Origin of the sequence: Nocardioides cremeus, assembly GCF_030518195.1 — a bacterium.
In the GTDB taxonomy this organism is placed as follows: Bacteria; Actinomycetota; Actinomycetes; order Propionibacteriales; family Nocardioidaceae; genus Nocardioides; species Nocardioides cremeus.
In genome coordinates this window covers 1-17,200 of record NZ_JAULSC010000016.1, presented here as the reverse complement: position 1 = coordinate 17,200, position 17,200 = coordinate 1, and the positions used below count along the sequence as shown (strand labels likewise).

The 17,200-nt window shown below is 74.3% G+C and carries 15 protein-coding genes and 1 rRNA gene; 2 read left to right on the top strand and 14 right to left on the bottom strand.

Features of this window, described 5'->3' with window-relative positions:
• Nucleotides 1-7 precede the first annotated feature (7 nt).
• The 7 genes from QWJ41_RS14720 to steA form a co-directional block, all read right to left on the bottom strand.
• A complete protein-coding gene (locus tag QWJ41_RS14720; RefSeq protein ID WP_302709161.1) occupies nt 8-2,671 on the bottom strand; it encodes a DEAD/DEAH box helicase in 2,664 nt (887 codons plus the stop codon).
• Nucleotides 2,671-3,693 (bottom strand): site-specific tyrosine recombinase XerD, encoded by a 1,023-nt coding sequence (locus tag QWJ41_RS14715; RefSeq protein ID WP_302709160.1) that lies wholly within the window; start codon nt 3,691-3,693, stop codon nt 2,671-2,673. The genes QWJ41_RS14720 and QWJ41_RS14715 overlap by 1 nt, the downstream gene beginning before the upstream one ends.
• A gap of 2 nt (nt 3,694-3,695) precedes the next feature.
• A complete protein-coding gene (gene ald / locus QWJ41_RS14710) occupies nt 3,696-4,811 on the bottom strand; it encodes an alanine dehydrogenase (RefSeq protein WP_302709159.1) in 1,116 nt (371 codons plus the stop codon).
• Entirely contained in the window at nt 4,808-5,452 is a 645-nt protein-coding gene (locus QWJ41_RS14705; protein ID WP_302709158.1) for an NUDIX domain-containing protein, read from the bottom strand. Before QWJ41_RS14705 ends, ald begins: the two co-directional genes overlap by 4 nt.
• 29 nt (nt 5,453-5,481) lie before the next feature.
• Entirely contained in the window at nt 5,482-7,170 is a 1,689-nt protein-coding gene (gene pyrG / locus QWJ41_RS14700) for a CTP synthase (protein ID WP_302709157.1), read from the bottom strand.
• A 63-nt stretch (nt 7,171-7,233) separates the two neighbouring features.
• Complete coding sequence (locus QWJ41_RS14695; RefSeq protein ID WP_302709156.1) at nt 7,234-8,112, bottom strand: copper transporter; 879 nt, start codon at nt 8,110-8,112, stop codon at nt 7,234-7,236.
• Between the two features lie 4 nt (nt 8,113-8,116).
• Nucleotides 8,117-9,316 (bottom strand): putative cytokinetic ring protein SteA, encoded by a 1,200-nt coding sequence (steA, locus tag QWJ41_RS14690; protein WP_302709155.1) that lies wholly within the window; start codon nt 9,314-9,316, stop codon nt 8,117-8,119.
• Nucleotides 9,317-9,491: 175 nt separating this feature from the next.
• On the opposite strand from steA, the gene QWJ41_RS14685 reads away from it, so the two are divergent.
• Nucleotides 9,492-10,019, top strand: a complete 528-nt coding sequence (locus tag QWJ41_RS14685) for an RDD family protein (protein WP_302709154.1) — start codon at nt 9,492-9,494, stop codon at nt 10,017-10,019.
• 29 nt (nt 10,020-10,048) lie between these two features.
• Here the strand turns inward: QWJ41_RS14685 and recN are convergent, their stop codons facing one another.
• From recN to QWJ41_RS14660, 5 genes are all read right to left on the bottom strand, one after another.
• Nucleotides 10,049-11,809 carry a DNA repair protein RecN gene (gene recN / locus QWJ41_RS14680; protein WP_302709153.1) on the bottom strand — a complete coding sequence of 587 codons (1,761 nt, stop codon included), beginning with the start codon at nt 11,807-11,809 and terminating at the stop codon, nt 10,049-10,051.
• Nucleotides 11,806-12,705, bottom strand: a complete 900-nt coding sequence (locus tag QWJ41_RS14675; RefSeq protein ID WP_302709250.1) for an NAD kinase — start codon at nt 12,703-12,705, stop codon at nt 11,806-11,808. Before QWJ41_RS14675 ends, recN begins: the two co-directional genes overlap by 4 nt.
• A 74-nt stretch (nt 12,706-12,779) precedes the next feature.
• Nucleotides 12,780-13,619 carry a TlyA family RNA methyltransferase gene (locus QWJ41_RS14670; RefSeq protein WP_302709152.1) on the bottom strand — a complete coding sequence of 280 codons (840 nt, stop codon included), beginning with the start codon at nt 13,617-13,619 and terminating at the stop codon, nt 12,780-12,782.
• 4 nt (nt 13,620-13,623) lie between these two features.
• On the bottom strand, nt 13,624-13,824 hold the full coding sequence (locus QWJ41_RS14665) for a hypothetical protein (protein WP_302709151.1): 201 nt from the start codon (nt 13,822-13,824) through the stop codon (nt 13,624-13,626).
• Between the two features lie 10 nt (nt 13,825-13,834).
• Nucleotides 13,835-14,845 carry an HAD hydrolase-like protein gene (locus QWJ41_RS14660; protein ID WP_302709150.1) on the bottom strand — a complete coding sequence of 337 codons (1,011 nt, stop codon included), beginning with the start codon at nt 14,843-14,845 and terminating at the stop codon, nt 13,835-13,837.
• Nucleotides 14,846-14,893: 48 nt separating this feature from the next.
• Between QWJ41_RS14660 and QWJ41_RS14655 the strand changes: the two genes are divergently transcribed.
• A complete protein-coding gene (locus QWJ41_RS14655) occupies nt 14,894-16,039 on the top strand; it encodes a DUF1015 family protein (protein ID WP_302709149.1) in 1,146 nt (381 codons plus the stop codon).
• Here the strand turns inward: QWJ41_RS14655 and QWJ41_RS14650 are convergent.
• Together QWJ41_RS14650 and rrf are read right to left on the bottom strand one after the other, a co-directional pair.
• Nucleotides 15,999-16,373, bottom strand: a complete 375-nt coding sequence (locus QWJ41_RS14650; protein WP_302709148.1) for a single-stranded DNA-binding protein — start codon at nt 16,371-16,373, stop codon at nt 15,999-16,001. The two genes, QWJ41_RS14655 and QWJ41_RS14650, sit on opposite strands and share 41 nt — an antisense overlap.
• A gap of 730 nt (nt 16,374-17,103) precedes the next feature.
• Nucleotides 17,104-17,200 (bottom strand): 5S ribosomal RNA (gene rrf, locus QWJ41_RS14645); the annotation flags it as partial.

Here is a 17,200-nt window from a genome sequence, read left to right as displayed (position 1 = left end):
GGCCCCCTCAGCCGAGCCGGTGGAAGGCCACGGTCGGCATCACCAGCTCGCCCAGCTCGTCGGTGGCGTCGAGGTCGACCACCGCGTCGACCACCCAGTCGTGGTGGCCCGCGGGGTCGTGCACCGTCTGGCGGACCTCGAGGAGCCGGGCCGGCTGCGCGTCGCCGTCGAGGCCGGGCGGCACGCCGGTGGTGGCGGTGGTGACCAGCAGGCGCGGCCCCCGCGCGTCGGGACCGAGGTCGACGCTGTCGTGCTCGGCGTAGTAGTCCTCGATCGCCGCGTCCCAGGCCGAGCGGCCCATCACCACCTCGCGGGCGGGCTCGGTGCGGTCGGCGGCGGCACGCTCCAGGGCCATCAGGCCGTCGAGGTCGTCGCGGGCGACGAGCTCGACGCGGCGGAACATCGCGTTGCGCACCATCACGTCGAAGGGACGACCCTGCTGCGACAGCGGCCGCGGGGGCGGCGGCGGCGCGTGGTGGGTCAGCTCGTCGCCCAGGCGCGCCAGCGCGGCGGCCGGGTCGGTGAGGGCCTCCCACTCGTCGAGCAGCGAGGAGTCGGTCTGGCGCACCGTCTCGCCCAGCCACTCCACGAGCCCCTCCAGCTCCTCGGAGCGGTGCTGCTCGGGCACGCTCTGGCGCAGCGTGCGGTAGGCGTCGGTGAGGTAGCGCAGCACCAGGCCCTCGGAGCGCGCGAGCTGGTAGCGCCCGACCAGGTCGGTGAAGCTCATCCCCTGCTCGTACATCTGCCGCACCACCGACTTGGGGTCCAGGGCGTCCTCGGGCAGCCACGGGTGCGCCCCGCGGTAGACCTCGTACGCCGCCCCGAGCAGCTCGGCGAGCGGCTGCGGCCAGGTGATCTCCTCGAGCAGCGCCATCCGCTCCTCGTAATCGATGCCGTCGGCCTTCATCTCGTTGACGGCCTCCCCCCGCGCGGCCCACTGCTGGGCCATCAGCACCTGGCGCGGCGAGTCGAGGACCGACTCGACGACCGAGACGACGTCGAGGGCATGGGTGAGCGGGTCGCCGGACTCCTCGGCGGGGGTGAGCACGTCGAACGCCTCGAGCGCGAAGTGGGCCAGCGGCTGGTTGAGCGCGAAGTCGGGCGGCAGGTCGTGGGTGAGCCGGTAGCGGCGCCCGTGCTCGTCGGGCTCCTCGAGGCGCACCAGCACCCCGGAGGCCACGAGCGAGCGGGCCAGGCGCAGCGCGCGACGCGCCAGCCGGCGCTGCTGGCGCGGGTCCTCGTGGTTGTCGGTGAGCAGCCTGCGCAGCACCGGGAAGGCGTCCTCCTCGCGGGAGACCACGTTGAGGAGCATCGAGTTGTCGACCTTCATCCGCGAGGTTAGCGGCTCGGGCTCGCCGGCCACGAGCTTGTCGAAGGTCTGCTCGGTCCACACCACGGTGCCCTCGGGCGGCTTCCTCAGCTGTGCCTTCGACTTGCGCTTGGCCTGCTTCTCGGCGCTCATCGTGGCGTTCTTGGCCGCCGCCTTGGCCTTGGCCTTCTCGTTCTCGATGGTGTGCTCGGGCGCCTGGACCACCACGTAGCCGGCGGTGTCGAAGCCGGCCCGGCCGGCGCGACCGGCGATCTGCAGGAACTCGCGGGTGCGCAGCACCCGCTGGCGGGTGCCGTCGAACTTCGCCAGGCCGGTGAAGAGCACGGTGCGGATCGGCACGTTGATGCCGACCCCCAGGGTGTCGGTGCCGCAGATGACCGACAGCTCGCCGGCCTGGGCCAACTGCTCGACCAGGCGGCGGTAGCGCGGGAGCATGCCGGCGTGGTGCACGCCGACGCCGCGCTTGAGCAGCTTGGCCAGGGTCTTGCCGAAGCCGGCGCCGAAGCGGGTGCCGGCCAGCCGCTCGGTCATCCCCTCGGGCTTGGGGATCCAGCCGGCGTTGAGCAGCGAGGTGGCGTGCTCGACGGCCGCCGCCTGGGTGAAGTGCACGACGTAGACCGGCGCCTGGCCCGTGGTCACGATCTCCTCGAGCCGCTCGGGCAGCGGGTCGAGCGACCAGGTGAACGACAGCGGCACCGGGCGCTCGGCGTCGTCGACGACCGCGGTCTCGCGCCCGTTGCGCCGCGTCAGGTCAGTGGCCAGCGCGCTGACGTCGCCCAGCGTGGCCGACATCAGCAGGAACTGGGCCTGGGGCAGCTCGAGCAGCGGCACCTGCCAGGCCCAGCCGCGGTCGGCCTCGCCGTAGTAGTGGAACTCGTCCATCACCACCAGCCCGACGTCGGTGGCGCGACCCTCGCGCAGCGCCAGGTTGGCCAGGACCTCGGCGGTGCAGCAGATGATCGGCGCGTCGGCGTTGACCGCGGCGTCACCGGTCAGCATCCCGACGTTGTCGGCGCCGAAGACCGTGCACAGGTCGAAGAACTTCTCGCTGACCAGCGCTTTGATCGGTGCGGTGTAGAAGGACACCCGGTCGTCGGCGAGCGCGGTCGCGTGGGCGGCCAGGGCCACCAGCGACTTGCCCGAGCCGGTCGGGGTCGCGAGCACCACGTTGGTGCCGGCCAGCAGCTCGAGCACCGCCTCGTCCTGGTGCGGGTAGAGGTCGAGGCCCTTGCTCGCGGCGTACGCCGCCACGGCCTCGTAGACCGCGTCGGCGTCGGAGCCGGCCCCCGGCCAGTCGAAGCCCTGCAGGTGGTCGGTCGGGCGGGTGTCCTGCTGGGTCATCAGCCTCGGGCTCTCGGGTGCGCGGTCGCGAAGACCTCACGCAGGTTGTCGACGGTCACCAGGGTGTAGACCTGGGTGGTGGTCACCGACGCGTGGCCCAGCAGCTCCTGGACGACGCGCACGTCGGCGCCGCCGTCGAGCAGGTGGGTGGCGAAGGAGTGGCGCAGCGTGTGCGGGGAGACGTCGCGGGTGACGCCGGCACGCTCGGCCGCGCGGGTCAGCACGGTCCAGGCCGACTGGCGCGAGAGCCGGCCGCCGCGGGCGTTGAGGAAGAGCGCACCGCCGGTGCCGGCGGGGCCGCCGAGACCGGCCAGCTCGGGGCGCGCGCGCACCAGGTAGGCGCGCACCGCCTCGATGGCGTAGGAGCCGACCGGCACCACGCGCTGCTTGCCGCCCTTGCCGCGCAGCAGGACGGTGCCCTCGAAGGCGTCGCCCGCTGCCTCCTGCTGTCCCCCGTCGTGCGGGTCCCCCTCGTGCGGAGCCAGGTCGAGGTCGTCGACGTCGAGGCCGACCGCCTCGGAGATCCGGGCACCCGTGCCGTAGAGCAGCTCGAGCAGCGCCCGGTCGCGCAGCGCCAGCGACGTGCCCGGCGCTCCGGCCGCCTCGAGGATCGCCTCGACGTCGGCCAGCGGCAGCGCCTTGGGCAGCCGCTTGGCCGGCGTCGGGGGCTTGACCCCGCTGGCCGGGTCGTGGGCGGCCAGCCCGTCGGCCAGGGCGAAGCGGTGGAAGCCGCGCACCGCCACCACGGTGCGCGCCGCCGAGGTCGCGCTCAGCGGCGGGTGGTCGGCGTCGCCCTCGCGCAGGTGCACCAGAAACGTGCTCACGCCGGCCTCGGTGACGTCGTCGAGCCGCTCGACCCCCGTCGCCGCGAGGTGCGCCAGGTAGCGGCGCAGGTCGCGGCGGTAGGAGGCGAGCGTGTTCGCCGCCAGGCCCCGCTCCACCGAGAGGTGGTCGAGGTAGGTGCGCACCGCGGCCGCCGGCTGGTCGGTGGCGGCCGCGGTGGGCGCGTCGAGGGCGGGCACGCTCAGGAGAGCACCTGCTCCAGGGTCACGGACTCGATGCCGGTCGCCGCGCCGACGGGCTCGTTGGTGAGCTGGCCGTCGTGGGTGTTGAGCCCCTTGGCCAGGCACCGGTCGTCGCGCAGCGCCTGTCGCCAGCCCTTGGCGGCCAGCGCGACGGCGTACGGCATGGTGGCGTTGGTCAGGGCGTACGTCGACGTGGTCGGCACCGCGCCGGGCATGTTGGCCACGCAGTAGAAGACCGAGTCGTGGACCATGAACGTCGGGTCGGCGTGGGTGGTGGCCCGGGTGTCCTCGAAGCAGCCGCCCTGGTCGACGGCGATGTCGACGAGCACCGAGCCGGGCTTCATCCGCGAGACCAGCTCGTTGCTGACCAGCTTGGGCGCGGCCGCGCCGGGGATCAGCACCGCGCCGATGACCATGTCGGCCTCGGTCACGTGCTGCTCGATGGCCAGCTTGGAGGAGGCCAGCCCGTGCACCTTGTTGTTGTAGCGCCAGAACGACATCCGCAGCTTCTCGAGGTCGGTGTCGAGCAGGGTGACGTCGGCGCCCATGCCCAGCGCGATGTTGGCGGCGTTCTGGCCCGAGACGCCGGCTCCGATGATGACGACCTTGGCGTTGGCCACGCCACCGACGCCGCCGAGCAGCACGCCGCGCCCGCCCTGGGCCTTGAGCAGCGAGTGGGCGCCGACCTGGGGCGCCAGGCAGCCGGCGACCTCCGACATCGGGTAGAGCAGCGGCAGCGCGCCGTTGTCCTGCTGCACGGTCTCGTAGGCGATCGCGGTGACCTTGCGCGAGAGCAGCTCCTCGGTCAGCGCCTTGTCGGCCGCCAGGTGCAGGTAGGTGAAGAGGACCTGCCCCTCGCGCATCCGGTGGTACTCCTCGGCGACGGGCTCCTTGACCTTCAGGATCATGTCGGCGCTGCCCCACACCGCGTCGGCGTCGGGGAGCATCTCGGCGCCCGCGGCGACGTACTCCTCGTCGGTGACCTGCGAGCCCAGCCCGGCACCGGCCTCGATGACGACCTGGTGGCCGGCCGCGACCAGCTCGTTGACCCCCAGGGGCGTGATCGCCACCCGGTACTCGTGGTTCTTGACTTCCTTGGGGACGCCGACCTTCACGTGGCTGCACCTTCTTCCTGCACTCCCGCCGGCACCCCGTCGTGCCGGGCGGCTCCCGCGAGTCCGCGAGCGTGCGCGACCAGTATCGCGATCACGAGAGGTGCGTCACACAACCGCCCCTCCAGCACGCCGGCGCGCAGGTCGTCGAAGGGCACCCAGGCGGCCTCCATCTCGGCCTCCTCGTGCTGGGGCTCGAAGTCGCCGCGGCCCACGTCGCTCAGGTCGCGCGCCAGGTAGATGTGCGCCAGCTCGGCGGAGATGCCGGGCGAGGCGTACGTCGAGACCAGGTGCGTCCACTCCCCCGCGGCCAGCCCGGCCTCCTCGGCCAGCTCGCGGCGCGCGACGTCGAGCGGGTCCTCGTCGTCGCCGTCCATCAGCCCGGCGGGGATCTCCACGAAGCGGTGCTCGGCGGCGTGGCGGTACTGCCACAGGCACAGCACGCGCTCCTGCTCGTCGACCGCGAGCACCACGGCCGCGCCGGGGTGCTCGAGCACCACCCGTCGGAAGGGCTCCTCGTCGGGGTGGCCCGGACGACGGATCCGGTCCTCGCGCAGCGCCACCACCCAGCCGTCGCGGTGCAGGTCGGCGGACTCGGCCACCGGCCAGGTCGTGGGCTCGTCTCGCAGCGGCGGGTGGTCCATGGTCTCGACGCTACCGGGCAGCACGCGTCTCAGTCGTCGGCGGGCTTGCGGCGCAGGCCCTTCTCGTCGATCGGGAAGCGCAGCTCGCGCTGGCGGGTGATCGCGGCGCCCACCAGCCCCGCGAAGAGCGGGTGCGGGCGGGTCGGGCGCGAGCGGTACTCGGGGTGCGCCTGGGTGGAGACGTAGTAGGGGTGCACCTCGCGGGGCAGCTCGACGAACTCGACCAGGTTGTTGTCGGGCGAGGTGCCCGAGAAGACCAGGCCGGCCGCCTCGAGGTCCTCGCGGTAGGCGTTGTTGACCTCGTAGCGGTGGCGGTGCCGCTCGTGGACCTGCGCCTCGCCGTACGCCGCGCGCACCACGGAGCCCTCCTTGAGCGCGGCCGGGTAGAGCCCCAGGCGCATCGTGCCGCCGAGGTCGCCCTCGCCGTCGACGATCGCGACCTGCTCGGCCATCGTCGCGATGACCGGCTCGGGGGTGTGCGGGTCGAACTCGGTCGAGCCGGCCTTCTCCAGCCCCAGCACCTCGCGGGAGTACTCGATGACCATGCACTGCAGGCCCAGGCACAGCCCGAGGGTGGGGATGCCGTGGGTGCGGGTGTAGGTCAGGGCGCCGAGCTTGCCGTCGAGGCCACGGATGCCGAAGCCGCCGGGCACGCAGACGGCGTCGACGTCGCTGAGGTGCTTGGCGGCCCCGGCCGGGGTCTGGCACTCGTCGGAGGGGATCCAGCGCAGGTGGACCTTGGCGCTGTGGGCGAAGCCGCCGGCGCGCAGGGCCTCGGCGACCGAGAGGTAGGCGTCGGGCAGGTCGACGTACTTGCCGACGAGGCCGACGGTGACCTCCTCCTCGGGGTGGTGCACCCGCTCGAGAAGGTCGTCCCACAGGGTCCAGTCGACGTCTCGGAAGGGCAGGTCGAGGCGGCGCACCAGGTAGGCGTCGAGGCCCTCGCGGTGCAGCACCTTGGGGATGTCGTAGATCGACGGCGCGTCGGCGGCGGTGACGACGGCCTCGTCGTCGACGTCGCACATCAGCGCGATCTTGCTCTTGATCGAGGCCGGCAGCTCGCGGTCGGCGCGGCACACGATCGCGTCGGGCTGGATGCCGACCTGGCGCAGCGCGGCCACCGAGTGCTGGGTGGGCTTGGTCTTCAGCTCGCCGGAGGGCCCGATGTAGGGCACCAGCGAGACGTGGATGAAGAAGCAGTTGTCGCGGCCCACGTCGTGGCGCACCTGGCGGGCGGCCTCGAGGAAGGGCAGCGACTCGATGTCGCCGACGGTGCCGCCGACCTCGGTGATCACCACGTCGATGTCCTCGCCGCCCATGGCGAGCACGCGGTCCTTGATCTCGTTGGTGATGTGCGGGATCACCTGCACCGTGTCACCGAGGTAGTCGCCGCGGCGCTCCTTGGCGATGACCTGCGAGTAGACCTGCCCGGTGGTGACGTTGGCGATCTGCGACAGGTCGGTGTCGAGGAAGCGCTCGTAGTGCCCGATGTCGAGGTCGGTCTCGGCGCCGTCGTCGGTCACGAAGACCTCGCCGTGCTGGAACGGGTTCATCGTCCCGGGGTCGACGTTGAGGTACGGATCGAGCTTCTGCATCGTCACCCGGAGGCCGCGCGAGCGCAGCAGCCGACCCAGGCTGGAGGCCGTGAGTCCCTTCCCGAGCGAGGAGGCGACGCCTCCGGTCACGAACACGTGCTTGGTCGGGCCTGAGTTCCTCACGGAACTCCATGCTATCCCAGCGGCCCGGTGACCTCGAACCGACGCGCGGGTCAGGTGCCTGGGTCAGGTGAGCGGGACGGCGCCGTCGGGGCCCGCGGGCCCGTAGTCGCCCCCGGCACCGCTGCCGGCGACCAGCAGCGCGAGCGCGGCGGTGACCTGGCCCGCGGGGCTCTCGACCCCGTCGACGGTGACCACGCCGCCGGGGGTGCCGGCCTCGCGGACCGCGCCCAGGGTGCCGTCCTGGGCCGACTCCGAGCCTGCGGCCAGCACGGTGCCGCCGGCGACGGTGGCCAGCCCGGAGGCCAGCCCGGTCAGCACGTCGGGGTCGGTGTCCTCGCCCAGCACCAGCAGCACCAGCGGCGCCCGGGCGGCGTCGGCGTCGCTGGTGGCCAGCAGGTCGGCCCCGGCGAGGCCCTGGCGCACCGTGCGGGCGTTGCCGCCCGCCGGGGTGCCGTCGGGGGCCGAGGTGGCGAGCGCGAGCCCCAGCAGCTGGCCCAGCCGGTCGTACGCCGGCGCGTCGGGGTCGATCGCCCCGTCGTCGACCTCCTCGGCCAGGCGCTGGCCCAGGGTGTCGACCAGCGAGGTCGACGAGCCGCCGACCAGCCGGTCGAGCAGCTCGTAGCGCGCGGCCACCTCGCCCCCGGCCTCCTCCACGTGGGCGGTCAGCGCGCCGAGGACCTCGTCGTCGGGGCCGCCGACGCCGACGAGCGCCACCGAGCGGCCCTCCAGGCCGTCCTCGAGCAGCCGGGAGGAGCTCGCGGCGGCGAAGGCGTCGGCGTACTGGCCCCGGGCGTCCTGGGCGGCGTCGGCGGAGGCCGTGGGGGCCTGCTCGCCGGCACCCTCGTCGGCGTCGGCCAGTGGCCCCCCGCCGAGCACGACCCCGACCGCGAGGGCCAGGAAGACGGCGACGAGCGAGACGACGTGGTGGCGGTAGGTGATCACGGGGCTACCTCGAGAGTTCAGGGAGTCGGTCGGTCAGGGCGTCGACCCAGCCGCTGAGGCGCTCGCCCCACAGCGTGGCCCACTCCTGGCCCACGGGGGTGACGGCCAGGGCGCAGAGCAGCGCCACCAGGCCGGCGAGCATCACGACGTAGAGGTGACGGGGCCGGACCCGCCCGGTGTAGAGCAACGGCACGGCCGTGGCGTCGACCAGGCGCGGGCCCAGGGCCAGCCGGGTCAGGTAGGTGCTGGCCACGCCGCCGCGGTCGCGGTCGAGGAAGTCCTCGAGGTCGGCGTGCAGCCCCACCCCGATGACCGGGGTGGACTCCCCCGCCTTGGCCAGCAGCAGGGCGGCGTCCTCGGCGGTGGCGGTGGTGCTCAGCGTCGCGGCCCGCACCCCCGTCCGCTCGACCGCCGCGGTCAGGCCGTGCCCCGCGCCGGGGGCCACGACCACCACGACGTCGGCGGCCGCGTTGAGCGTCGCGGCGCGCGGCGGCTCGAGGTCGCTGCGCCCGTCGACGACCACGACGTCGGGGCGCAGGCCGGCGGCCACGAGCCGGTCGGCGGCGTGGTGCACGGCGATCACGACGGGGTGCTGCTCGCGCACGTAGGGCGTCACCAGCGCCAGCTCGGCAGCCAGCTCGGGGCCCTCGACCGCGACGACCGCGGCGCGTCCCTCGAAGCTGGTCGCCAGCGTGGGCAGGCCGCGCCCGTGCAGCAGCAGCTCCTCCTCGCGGCGCAGCAGCTCGGCGGCGTTGTGGGTCAGCGTCTCGAGCTGGGAGGCCAGGCCCAGCCGGGCGCGGGTGGTCTCCTCCTCGAGGTCGGCCGCCTCGAGCAGGCGCCCCTCGAGGGCACGCCCGTCGTCGAGGTGCAGCACGCCGTCGTGGAGGCGCACGCTGCTGCCGTCCTCGACCCCGCCGGCCGCTGCGCCGACCCGGTCGAGCAGCAGCACGCCGTGGCTGGCCAGCAGCCCGGGGCCCTGGGCGGGGTAGCGGCCCGAGAGCATCGGGGCGGCGTTGACGACCGCGACGACCCCGGCGTCGACGAGCGACTGGGCGGTCGCGCGGTCCAGGTCGCTGTGGTCGACGACCGCCACGTCGCCGGGGCGCAGGCGGGACAGCAGGGTGCGGGGGCGGCGCTCCACGCGTGCGGTGGCGGTCAGGCCGGGCAGCGCGGGGGCGGGACGGCGGCGGGTCGAGAGCTTCATGTCCCTCCACTGTCGCACCGCCCCAGGGCGCTCCATGGAAGGTGTGCGCCGTGTCGTCGCCGACCTCTGTGACCCGAGTCTCAGAGGTCGTGGTCCCGACCTGCGTTAGCGTCCACCTCGTCGTCACCCCGCCCAGTCCCGCCCACCAGTCCTGCCCCCACCGACGGAAGAGCCCGTGAGCCATCCTTCTGACCACTTCCCCCAGGACCCCGACGGCTACCGGGACCAGGGCTACCCGCCCAGGCTCAACCAGCCCTTCCAGGGCTACGGCGGCCCCGTCGGCCCACCCCGGTCCCCGACCGGGACGAGCCACGAGGTCGCCTCCACCGGGGTCCGCATCGCCGGGTTCGTCATCGACGCCGTGGTCGTGGGCATCCTCGCCCTCGTCGTGACCTTCCCGGCCGACACGTTCGTCGTCGCGACCCTGCTCGGCCTCACCGTCTGGGCTGCCTACTACGTGGCCCCCACAGCCCTCGCCGGGCAGACCCTCGCCAAGCGGCTCCTCGGCACCAAGGTCGTCCGCATCGACGACTCCGAGGTCCCCGGCTGGAGCAGGGCGCTGGGGCGCCAGGGCCTGCTGTGGGTCTTCAACCTCTTCTGCTACGTGCCGCAGATCATCAACGCCGTCCTTCTCGCCCAGGACCCCCACCGGCAGGGGTGGCACGACAAGGCCGTCGGCACCGTCGTCGTCACCACTCGCTGACCGCGCACACCCGGCACGGGTCGCTGTCGCTACCCCAGGGCGCGCGCGGGCTGGGCCACCTCGAGCAGCTCGCGGGCGTGCGCGACGGCCGTGTCGGAGCCGGCCATCCCCGCCATCATCCGCGACAGCTCGACCTCGCGGGCCGCCTCGTCGAGGAGCGTGAGCCCCGAGCTGGTGACGGTGCCGTCCTGCGACTTGCGCACCACCACGTGCCGGTCGGCGTACGCCGCCACCTGGGGCAGGTGGGTCACCACCAGCACCTGCGCGTTGCGGGCCAGCTGGGCCAGGCGGCGCCCGACCTCGACGGCGGCGGCGCCACCGACGCCGGCGTCGACCTCGTCGAAGACGAAGGTAGGCACCGGGCTGGTGCCGGCCAGGGCGACCTCGAGGGCCAGCATCACCCGCGACAGCTCGCCGCCCGAGGCGCCCTTGTGCAGGGGGCGGGGCTCGCTGCCGGTGTTGGCGGCCAGCAGCATCTCGACCTCGTCGACGCCCGAGCGGGCGTAGCGCAGCCAGCGGCCACCGACGTGCAGCGGGGCCCCGGGCTGCGGGTCTCCCTCGGCGGGGGCGCCTGTCTCGTGCTGGTGGACGCTGATGGCCAGCCGGGCATGCGGCATGGCGAGCAGCCCCAGCTCGGCGGTGACCTCCTCGGCCAGCTGCTCGGCGGCGGCCCTGCGGGCGGCGGTGAGCCGCTCGGCGGCCTCGGAGAGCTGCTCGCGCAGCCCGGCCTGCTCGCCGCGCAGCTGCTCGATGCGCTCGTCGGTGCCGTCGAGCTCGAGCAGGCGGGCGGCCGAACGCTCGGCCCAGGCCAGCACCTCCTCGACGGTGTCGCCGTACTTGCGGGTCAGCGCGGTCAGGGCGGCACGTCGCTCGGAGACGCCGGCGAGCCGGGCGGGGTCGACGTCGATGCGGCTGGCGTAGCCGGCGACGTCGGCGGCGACGTCGGAGAGCAGGTAGGTCACCTCGGCGAGGCGGTCGGCGAGCGCACCGGCCTCGGGGTCGTGCTCGCGCACCGCCTCCAGGGCGGTGCGGGCGGCCGAGGTGGTGGCCAGCGCGTCGGGAGCGCCGTCCTCGCTGGAGAGCGCCTCGCGGGCCTGCTCGGCCGCGGTGCGCAGGGTGTCGGCGAAGCCCAGCCGGGTCTCCTCGGCGCCCAGCTGCTCCTCCTCGCCCGGCTCGGGCGAGACCGCCTCGACCTCCCCGAGCCCGAAGCGCAGCAGGTCGGCCTCGCGCGCCCGCTCCCGGGCGTGCGTGACGACGTCCTCGAGCTCGGTCTCCACGGCGCGCAGCCGGTCGAAGAGGCCGGTCCACGACTCGGTCAGGGCGGCCAGCGGCGCGCCCCCGAAGCGGTCGAGCGCGGAGCGCTGGGCCCGCGGCTGCAGCAGCCGGTGCTGGTCGGACTGGCCGTGCACGGCGACCAGGGGCTCGGCGACCGCGGCCAGCGCCGAGACCGGCACGCCCGCGCCTCCGACGAAGGCACGGGAGCGGCCCTCGGCCGAGACGTTGCGGGCCAGCACCACGCGGTGGTCCTCGACCTCCCCACCGGCCTCCTCGACCGCGGCGACCAGGGCCGGGAGGTCGCCGGTGGCGACCACGCCCTCGACCCGCGCGGCACGGGCGCCCACGCGCACGGCGCCGCTGTCGCTGCGCCCACCGAGCAGCAGGCCCAGGGCGGTGACGATCATGGTCTTGCCCGCGCCCGTCTCGCCGGTGATGACCGTCAGCCCAGGCCCCAGCTCGAGCGTGGAGGCGTCGATGACGCCGAGCGAGCTGATGCGGATCTCCTCGATCATGCGTGCTGCCCCCGGCGTCGTCGTTCCGCCGAGCCGCGCCAGCCCTCGACGGGCAGCCCGAACTTGGCCACCAGCCGGTCGGTGAAGGGTGCCTCGTGCAACCGGGCCAGCCGGACCGGTCGTTCGCCGCGGCGCACCTCGATCCGTGCGCCGGGCGGCAGGTCGACGGCGCGCCGGCCGTCGCACCACAGCACACCGGCGGAGTCGGTGCGGGCCAGCACCTCGACGGCCAGCACCGAGGTGGGCGCCACCACCAGGGGGCGTGCGAAGAGGGCGTGGGCGCTGATGGGGACCATCAGCAGCGCCTCGACGCCGGGCCAGACCACGGGACCGCCGGCGGAGAAGTTGTAGGCGGTCGAACCGGTCGGGGTGGCGCAGACCACGCCGTCGCAGCCCCAGCGCGAGAGCGGGCGGCCGTCGACCTCGACGACGACCTCGAGCATCCGCTCGCGGGCCGCCTTCTCGACGCTCGCCTCGTTGAGCGCGAAGGTCGAGGTGACGACCTCACCGTCGCGCAGCACCCGCACGTCGATGCTCATCCGGTCCTCGACGGTGTAGCGGCGGGCGACCACCGCGTCGATGACCGAGGCGAGGTCGTCGTGCTCGGCCTCGGCGAGGAAGCCGACGTGGCCGAGGTTGACGCCCAGCACCGGGGTGCCGGAGTCGCGGGTGATCTCGGCGGCGCGCAGGATGGTGCCGTCGCCACCGATGACCAGCGTGAGCTCGCAGCCGGCGCTGGCGCCCGACTCGTCCTCGGTGGTCTCGACGTCGACGGTCATGGCCAGGTCGAGGGCCTCGCGGGCGATCATCCGCACGACCATCCCGTGCCCGGCCAGCGCGGCGGCGACCTCGCGGGCGGCGCTGCGGGCCTCCTCGCGACCGGTGTGGGTCAGCATCAGCACCCGGCGCACCGGCCGGGCACCGTCGGTGGCGGCAGTGGCGTCGGGCGACGGTGGGGGGCTGGTCTGGATCACCGCTCCACCCTCTCACCCGGCTCCCCCACCGGGTCCTCGCCCCGCACGAGGCGGGCGAGGTCGTCGGCGTCGATGTGCGCGGGGCCGCGCCGCAGCCACAGGAAGAACTCCACGTTGCCCGAGGGGCCGGGCAGCGGGCTGGTGGTCGCCATCACCGCTCCCCAGCCGCGCTGCGCGGCGGCGGCGGCCACGGTGGTCACCGCCTCGGCGCGCAGGTCGAGGTCGCGCACCACCCCGCCCTTGCCGACACGGTCCTTGCCGACCTCGAACTGCGGCTTGACCATCAGCGCCAGGTCGGCGTCGTCGGCGCAGACCGAGAGCACCGCGTCGAGCACGAGCACCAGGGAGATGAAGGAGAGGTCGCCGACCACCACCTCGACCGGGCCACCGACCAGCTCCGGGGTCAGCTCGCGGATGTTCGTCCGGTCGTGCACGCGCACCCGCTCGTCCTGGCGCAGCGACCAGGCCAGCTGGCCGTAGCCGACGTCGACGGCCACCACCTCCGCGGCACCGGCGCGCAGCAGCACGTCGGTGAAGCCGCCGGTGGACGCCCCGGCATCGAGGCAGCGCCGACCGGAGACCGAGAAGCCGTGCGGGCCGAAGGCGGCCAGCGCCCCGCTGAGCTTGTGCCCGCCGCGGGAGACGAAGTCGGGCACCCCGTCGACCTCGGTGACCAGGATGGCCACGTCGGTGGTCACGCCGGTCGCGGGCTTGGAGGCCACGGCGCCGGAGACCTTCACCCGGCCCTGGGCGACCAGCTCGGAGGCGTGCTCGCGCGAGCGCGCCAGACCGCGGCGGACCAGCTCGGCGTCGAGGCGCAGGCGACGAGGCGGCACCGGCTCAGTCCTCGAGCGGGGTGGTCGCACCCGCGTCGGGATCGCTGTCGAGGGCCCGGCGCAGCGCGTCGTGGGCGGCCTCGAAGACCGCCGCGTGCTCGGCGACCGGGCGGTCGTGCAGTGCCTCGATCGAGGCCGTCACCGCGTCGACGGTGGCGACGCCGGTGCGGGGCCCCTCGGGGGCCGCGGGGTGCTGCTCGTCCATGGCGGCGAGGCTACCGCGCGACCGGGGTCGGCGGCCCGACGAGGTCGCCGGTCGACGCGGCGTCACCGGTGGCGTCGAGGTGGGCCCAGCCGGCGACGGCGACGGCGCGCCACCAGTCGGTCTCGTCACCCTCCCCGTGCACCGACAGCAGGCCGTCGTCGACCCGGGCGGTCCAGCCTCCGCAGGTCGCGCCGGCACCGTCGGCGACCACCTCGGGGTGCGCCTCGAGGAGCCCGCGCAGATCGAGGTGCAGGTACGTCGGCCGCTCCTGCGGGCGCGCCGCCAGCAGGGCTGCGAGGTCGGTGACGCCCGTGAGCACCAGCAGCGCCGCGATGTCCGAGACGACGGCTCCCTCGATGTCGGTGTCGAGCCGGTCGCCCACCATCAGCGGGCGCTCTCCCCCGACCCGGCGCACGGTCTCGTCGAGCAGCGGCCGGGCCGGCTTGCCGGCGACGACCGGGTCCACGCCGCTGAAGCGCTGCAGCGTCTCGACGAGCACACCGTGCCCCGGCGCGACGCCGTACGACGTGGGGATGGACTGGTCGGTGTTGCTGGCCACCCACCACAGGCCCTCGCGGATCCGCACGGCGGCGCGCATCACGTCGCGCCACAGCACGTCGGGGCCGTAGCCGGTGACGACGGCCTCGGCCTCGTCCTCGACCCCGACCGGTTCGAGGCCCACCGAGCGCACTGCCTCCAGGAGTCCCTCGGCGCCGAGGAGCACGACCCGGGCGCCCTCCCCGAGCTCCTTGATGAGGACCCGGGCGGCGGCCTGTGCCGAGGTGACGACGTCGGCGGCGTCGGCCTGCACCCCGAGCCGGCAGAGGTGCTCGGCCACGGTCGTGGGCGTGCGCGAGGCGTTGTTGGTGATGAAGGCGACCCGCAACCCCGCCTCACGGGCGCTCGAGATCGCCTCGGCGGCACGCGGCACGGCCTCGCCGTCGACGTACACGACGCCGTCGAGGTCGAGCATCGCCAGGTCGTGGTGATCGGTCAGTGCCTGGCTCGTCCCACGCAGCACGCGTGTCCCCTCCCCGTCGTGGTTCGGACCGCACCCTACGATGCACCGATGGACGAGAGCGCTGTGGTCTGCCCGCCCGCCCTCGCCGGACCCGTGGTGCTGCACCCCTTCCGGGCGCTGCACCTGGCGGCCGACCGGGTCGGCAGCGCGGCGGGGGCCCGGGCCTTCGCGTCGCCGCACGAGCGGGTGCCGCGGCGCCTGGCCGGCTGGCTGCGCGAGGGCCTTGCGGTCCAGGAGGACGTGCCCGCGGTCTGGGTGCACGAGTACACGGCGCGCGGGATGACCGTGCGGGGCGTGGTGGGTGCGCTCGACCTGTCGCACCCCGCGGGCCCGGGCACGACGCGTGCCGTGCTGCCCCACGAGCGGGTGCTCCCTGCGCAGGTCGACGAGCTGGAGCGGCGGATACACCAGATGCAGCTGCAGCCGGCGGCGATCCTGCTGGCGCACCGGGCCAGCCCGCAGCTGCGCTCCCTGGTCGACCGGGTCGTCGCGGGCGAGCCGGACCTCGAGGTCGACGACCCCAGCGGCCAGCAGCACCGGGCCTGGGCGGTGACCGACCCCGACACCGCCGCGGAGCTCGCCGAGCGTCTGTCCGGCACCCAGGCGCTGATCGCCGACGGGCACCACCGCTACGCCGCCTACCTGCGGCTGTGCGCCGAGCACGGGGCGGACGGGCCGTGGGGCCGGGGGCTGGCGATGCTCATCGACCACGACGACACCCCGTTGTTCCTGGGTGCCATCCACCGGCTGCTGCGCGGCGCCCGGGTCGCGAGCGTGGTGGAACGAGCCCGCGCCGTCGGGCTCGAGGTGCGCACCGGCAGTCGCGCCCAGGCGCTCGAGGCGCTCGACCGGCAGGTGCTCGTGGTGGCCGACCAGCGCGACGCCGCCTGGATCCAGGTGCCGGACGACCGGTTGCCCGTCGAGCTGCTGCACCACGACCTGGTGCCGGCACTGGCCGGCGCCGGGCTGCCCGGCCCGGGCATCGACCACCTGCACACCGCCGACCAGGCGCTGTCAGGGGCCGACAACGGCGTCGGGACGGCCGTCCTGCTGCCGGCACTCGAGCTCGACGAGGTGATGCGCGTGCTGCGCACCGGCCGGTTGCTGCCCGAGAAGGCCACGTCGTTCCAGCCCAAGCCCAGCGTGGGCGTGCTCATGCGCCCGGTGCACGACGGAGTCGACGACCGGACCTGACCTCGATCTCCACCCTGGAGGCGGTGCCGGCGCCGCTGCGGAAGAACCGTCGGCGCACCGATCCCTCGACCGCCACCACGTCACCGGCGTGCCAGCGCTCCACGCTGCGACGCACCCGTGCGTCCCACACCGCGCACTCGATCGCGTCCACGGTGCCTCGCGGACCGCGACCGTCGGTCTGCGCCGGCCGAGGTGGGCGACCGACGACGACCCGGAAGGTCCACAGCTCGTCGCCGCTGGGCAGCTCGCGCAGCTGCGGGTCCTGCGCGAGCCGGCCCTGCAGCCGCACCTCGTTGATCGCCTCGCGATCCTCTGCCTGCTCCGTCGTGGGCATCCGCACCACCTCCTGGTCCCCAGGCTGACGAGCACCCGCCCGGCATGGGAGCCCCGACCCAGACCCTGTGGAGAAGCAGCGCCGGCGACCCTCCTGTGCGCACCGACCGGGCCGGACGCTCGCTGGGAGGACCTGAGCATCCGTACGCATCCCTCGGCAGGGCCGGCCGACGAGACTGCGGTGATGACCTCGAAGCCCACCGTCGCCGGCATGCTCCTGGTCTCGGTCGCCATCGCCACGTCCCTGCTCCTGGGCTCGCTGGGGTGGTTCGCGGTGGGGTTCGGGACCATGACCGCCTGCACCAACGACTACAGCTGCTCCCCCACGGGCTGCGCACCGTGCGCCACGAGCGGTCGCTGGATCAACGTCGGCGGCCTCACCCAGTGGGTGCTGGTCGGCGCCGGTGTCGCAGCCCTGCTGCGACGGCGCCTCCGCGAACGCCCCGGCACTCTCGCGGTCGCGGGCGTGGCCCTGTTGGCGACATCCGTGCTGGTCTTCGCCGGCTCGACCTGGGCCGCCGAGCAGTCGTACTGCCGTCCGGGCACCCCGGGATACGACCGCAGCTACTGCTCCGTCGGGAGTCCGGCAGCCTTCCAGGCTCGGATCACGACCGCGTCCGGATGCCGACAGTGTGTCCCGCAGACGTCCTCGGTGGGCTGGAGGAGACACGGATACTGTCTGGAAATGACAGCAGCCCCACCGCGGGGCGGTGGGGCTGCTGCGAAGAATTGTCCGGCGGCGTCCTACTCTCCCACAACCTCTCGGTTGCAGTACCATCGGCGCTGAAAGGCTTAACTTCCGGGTTCGGGATGGGACCGGGTGTTTCC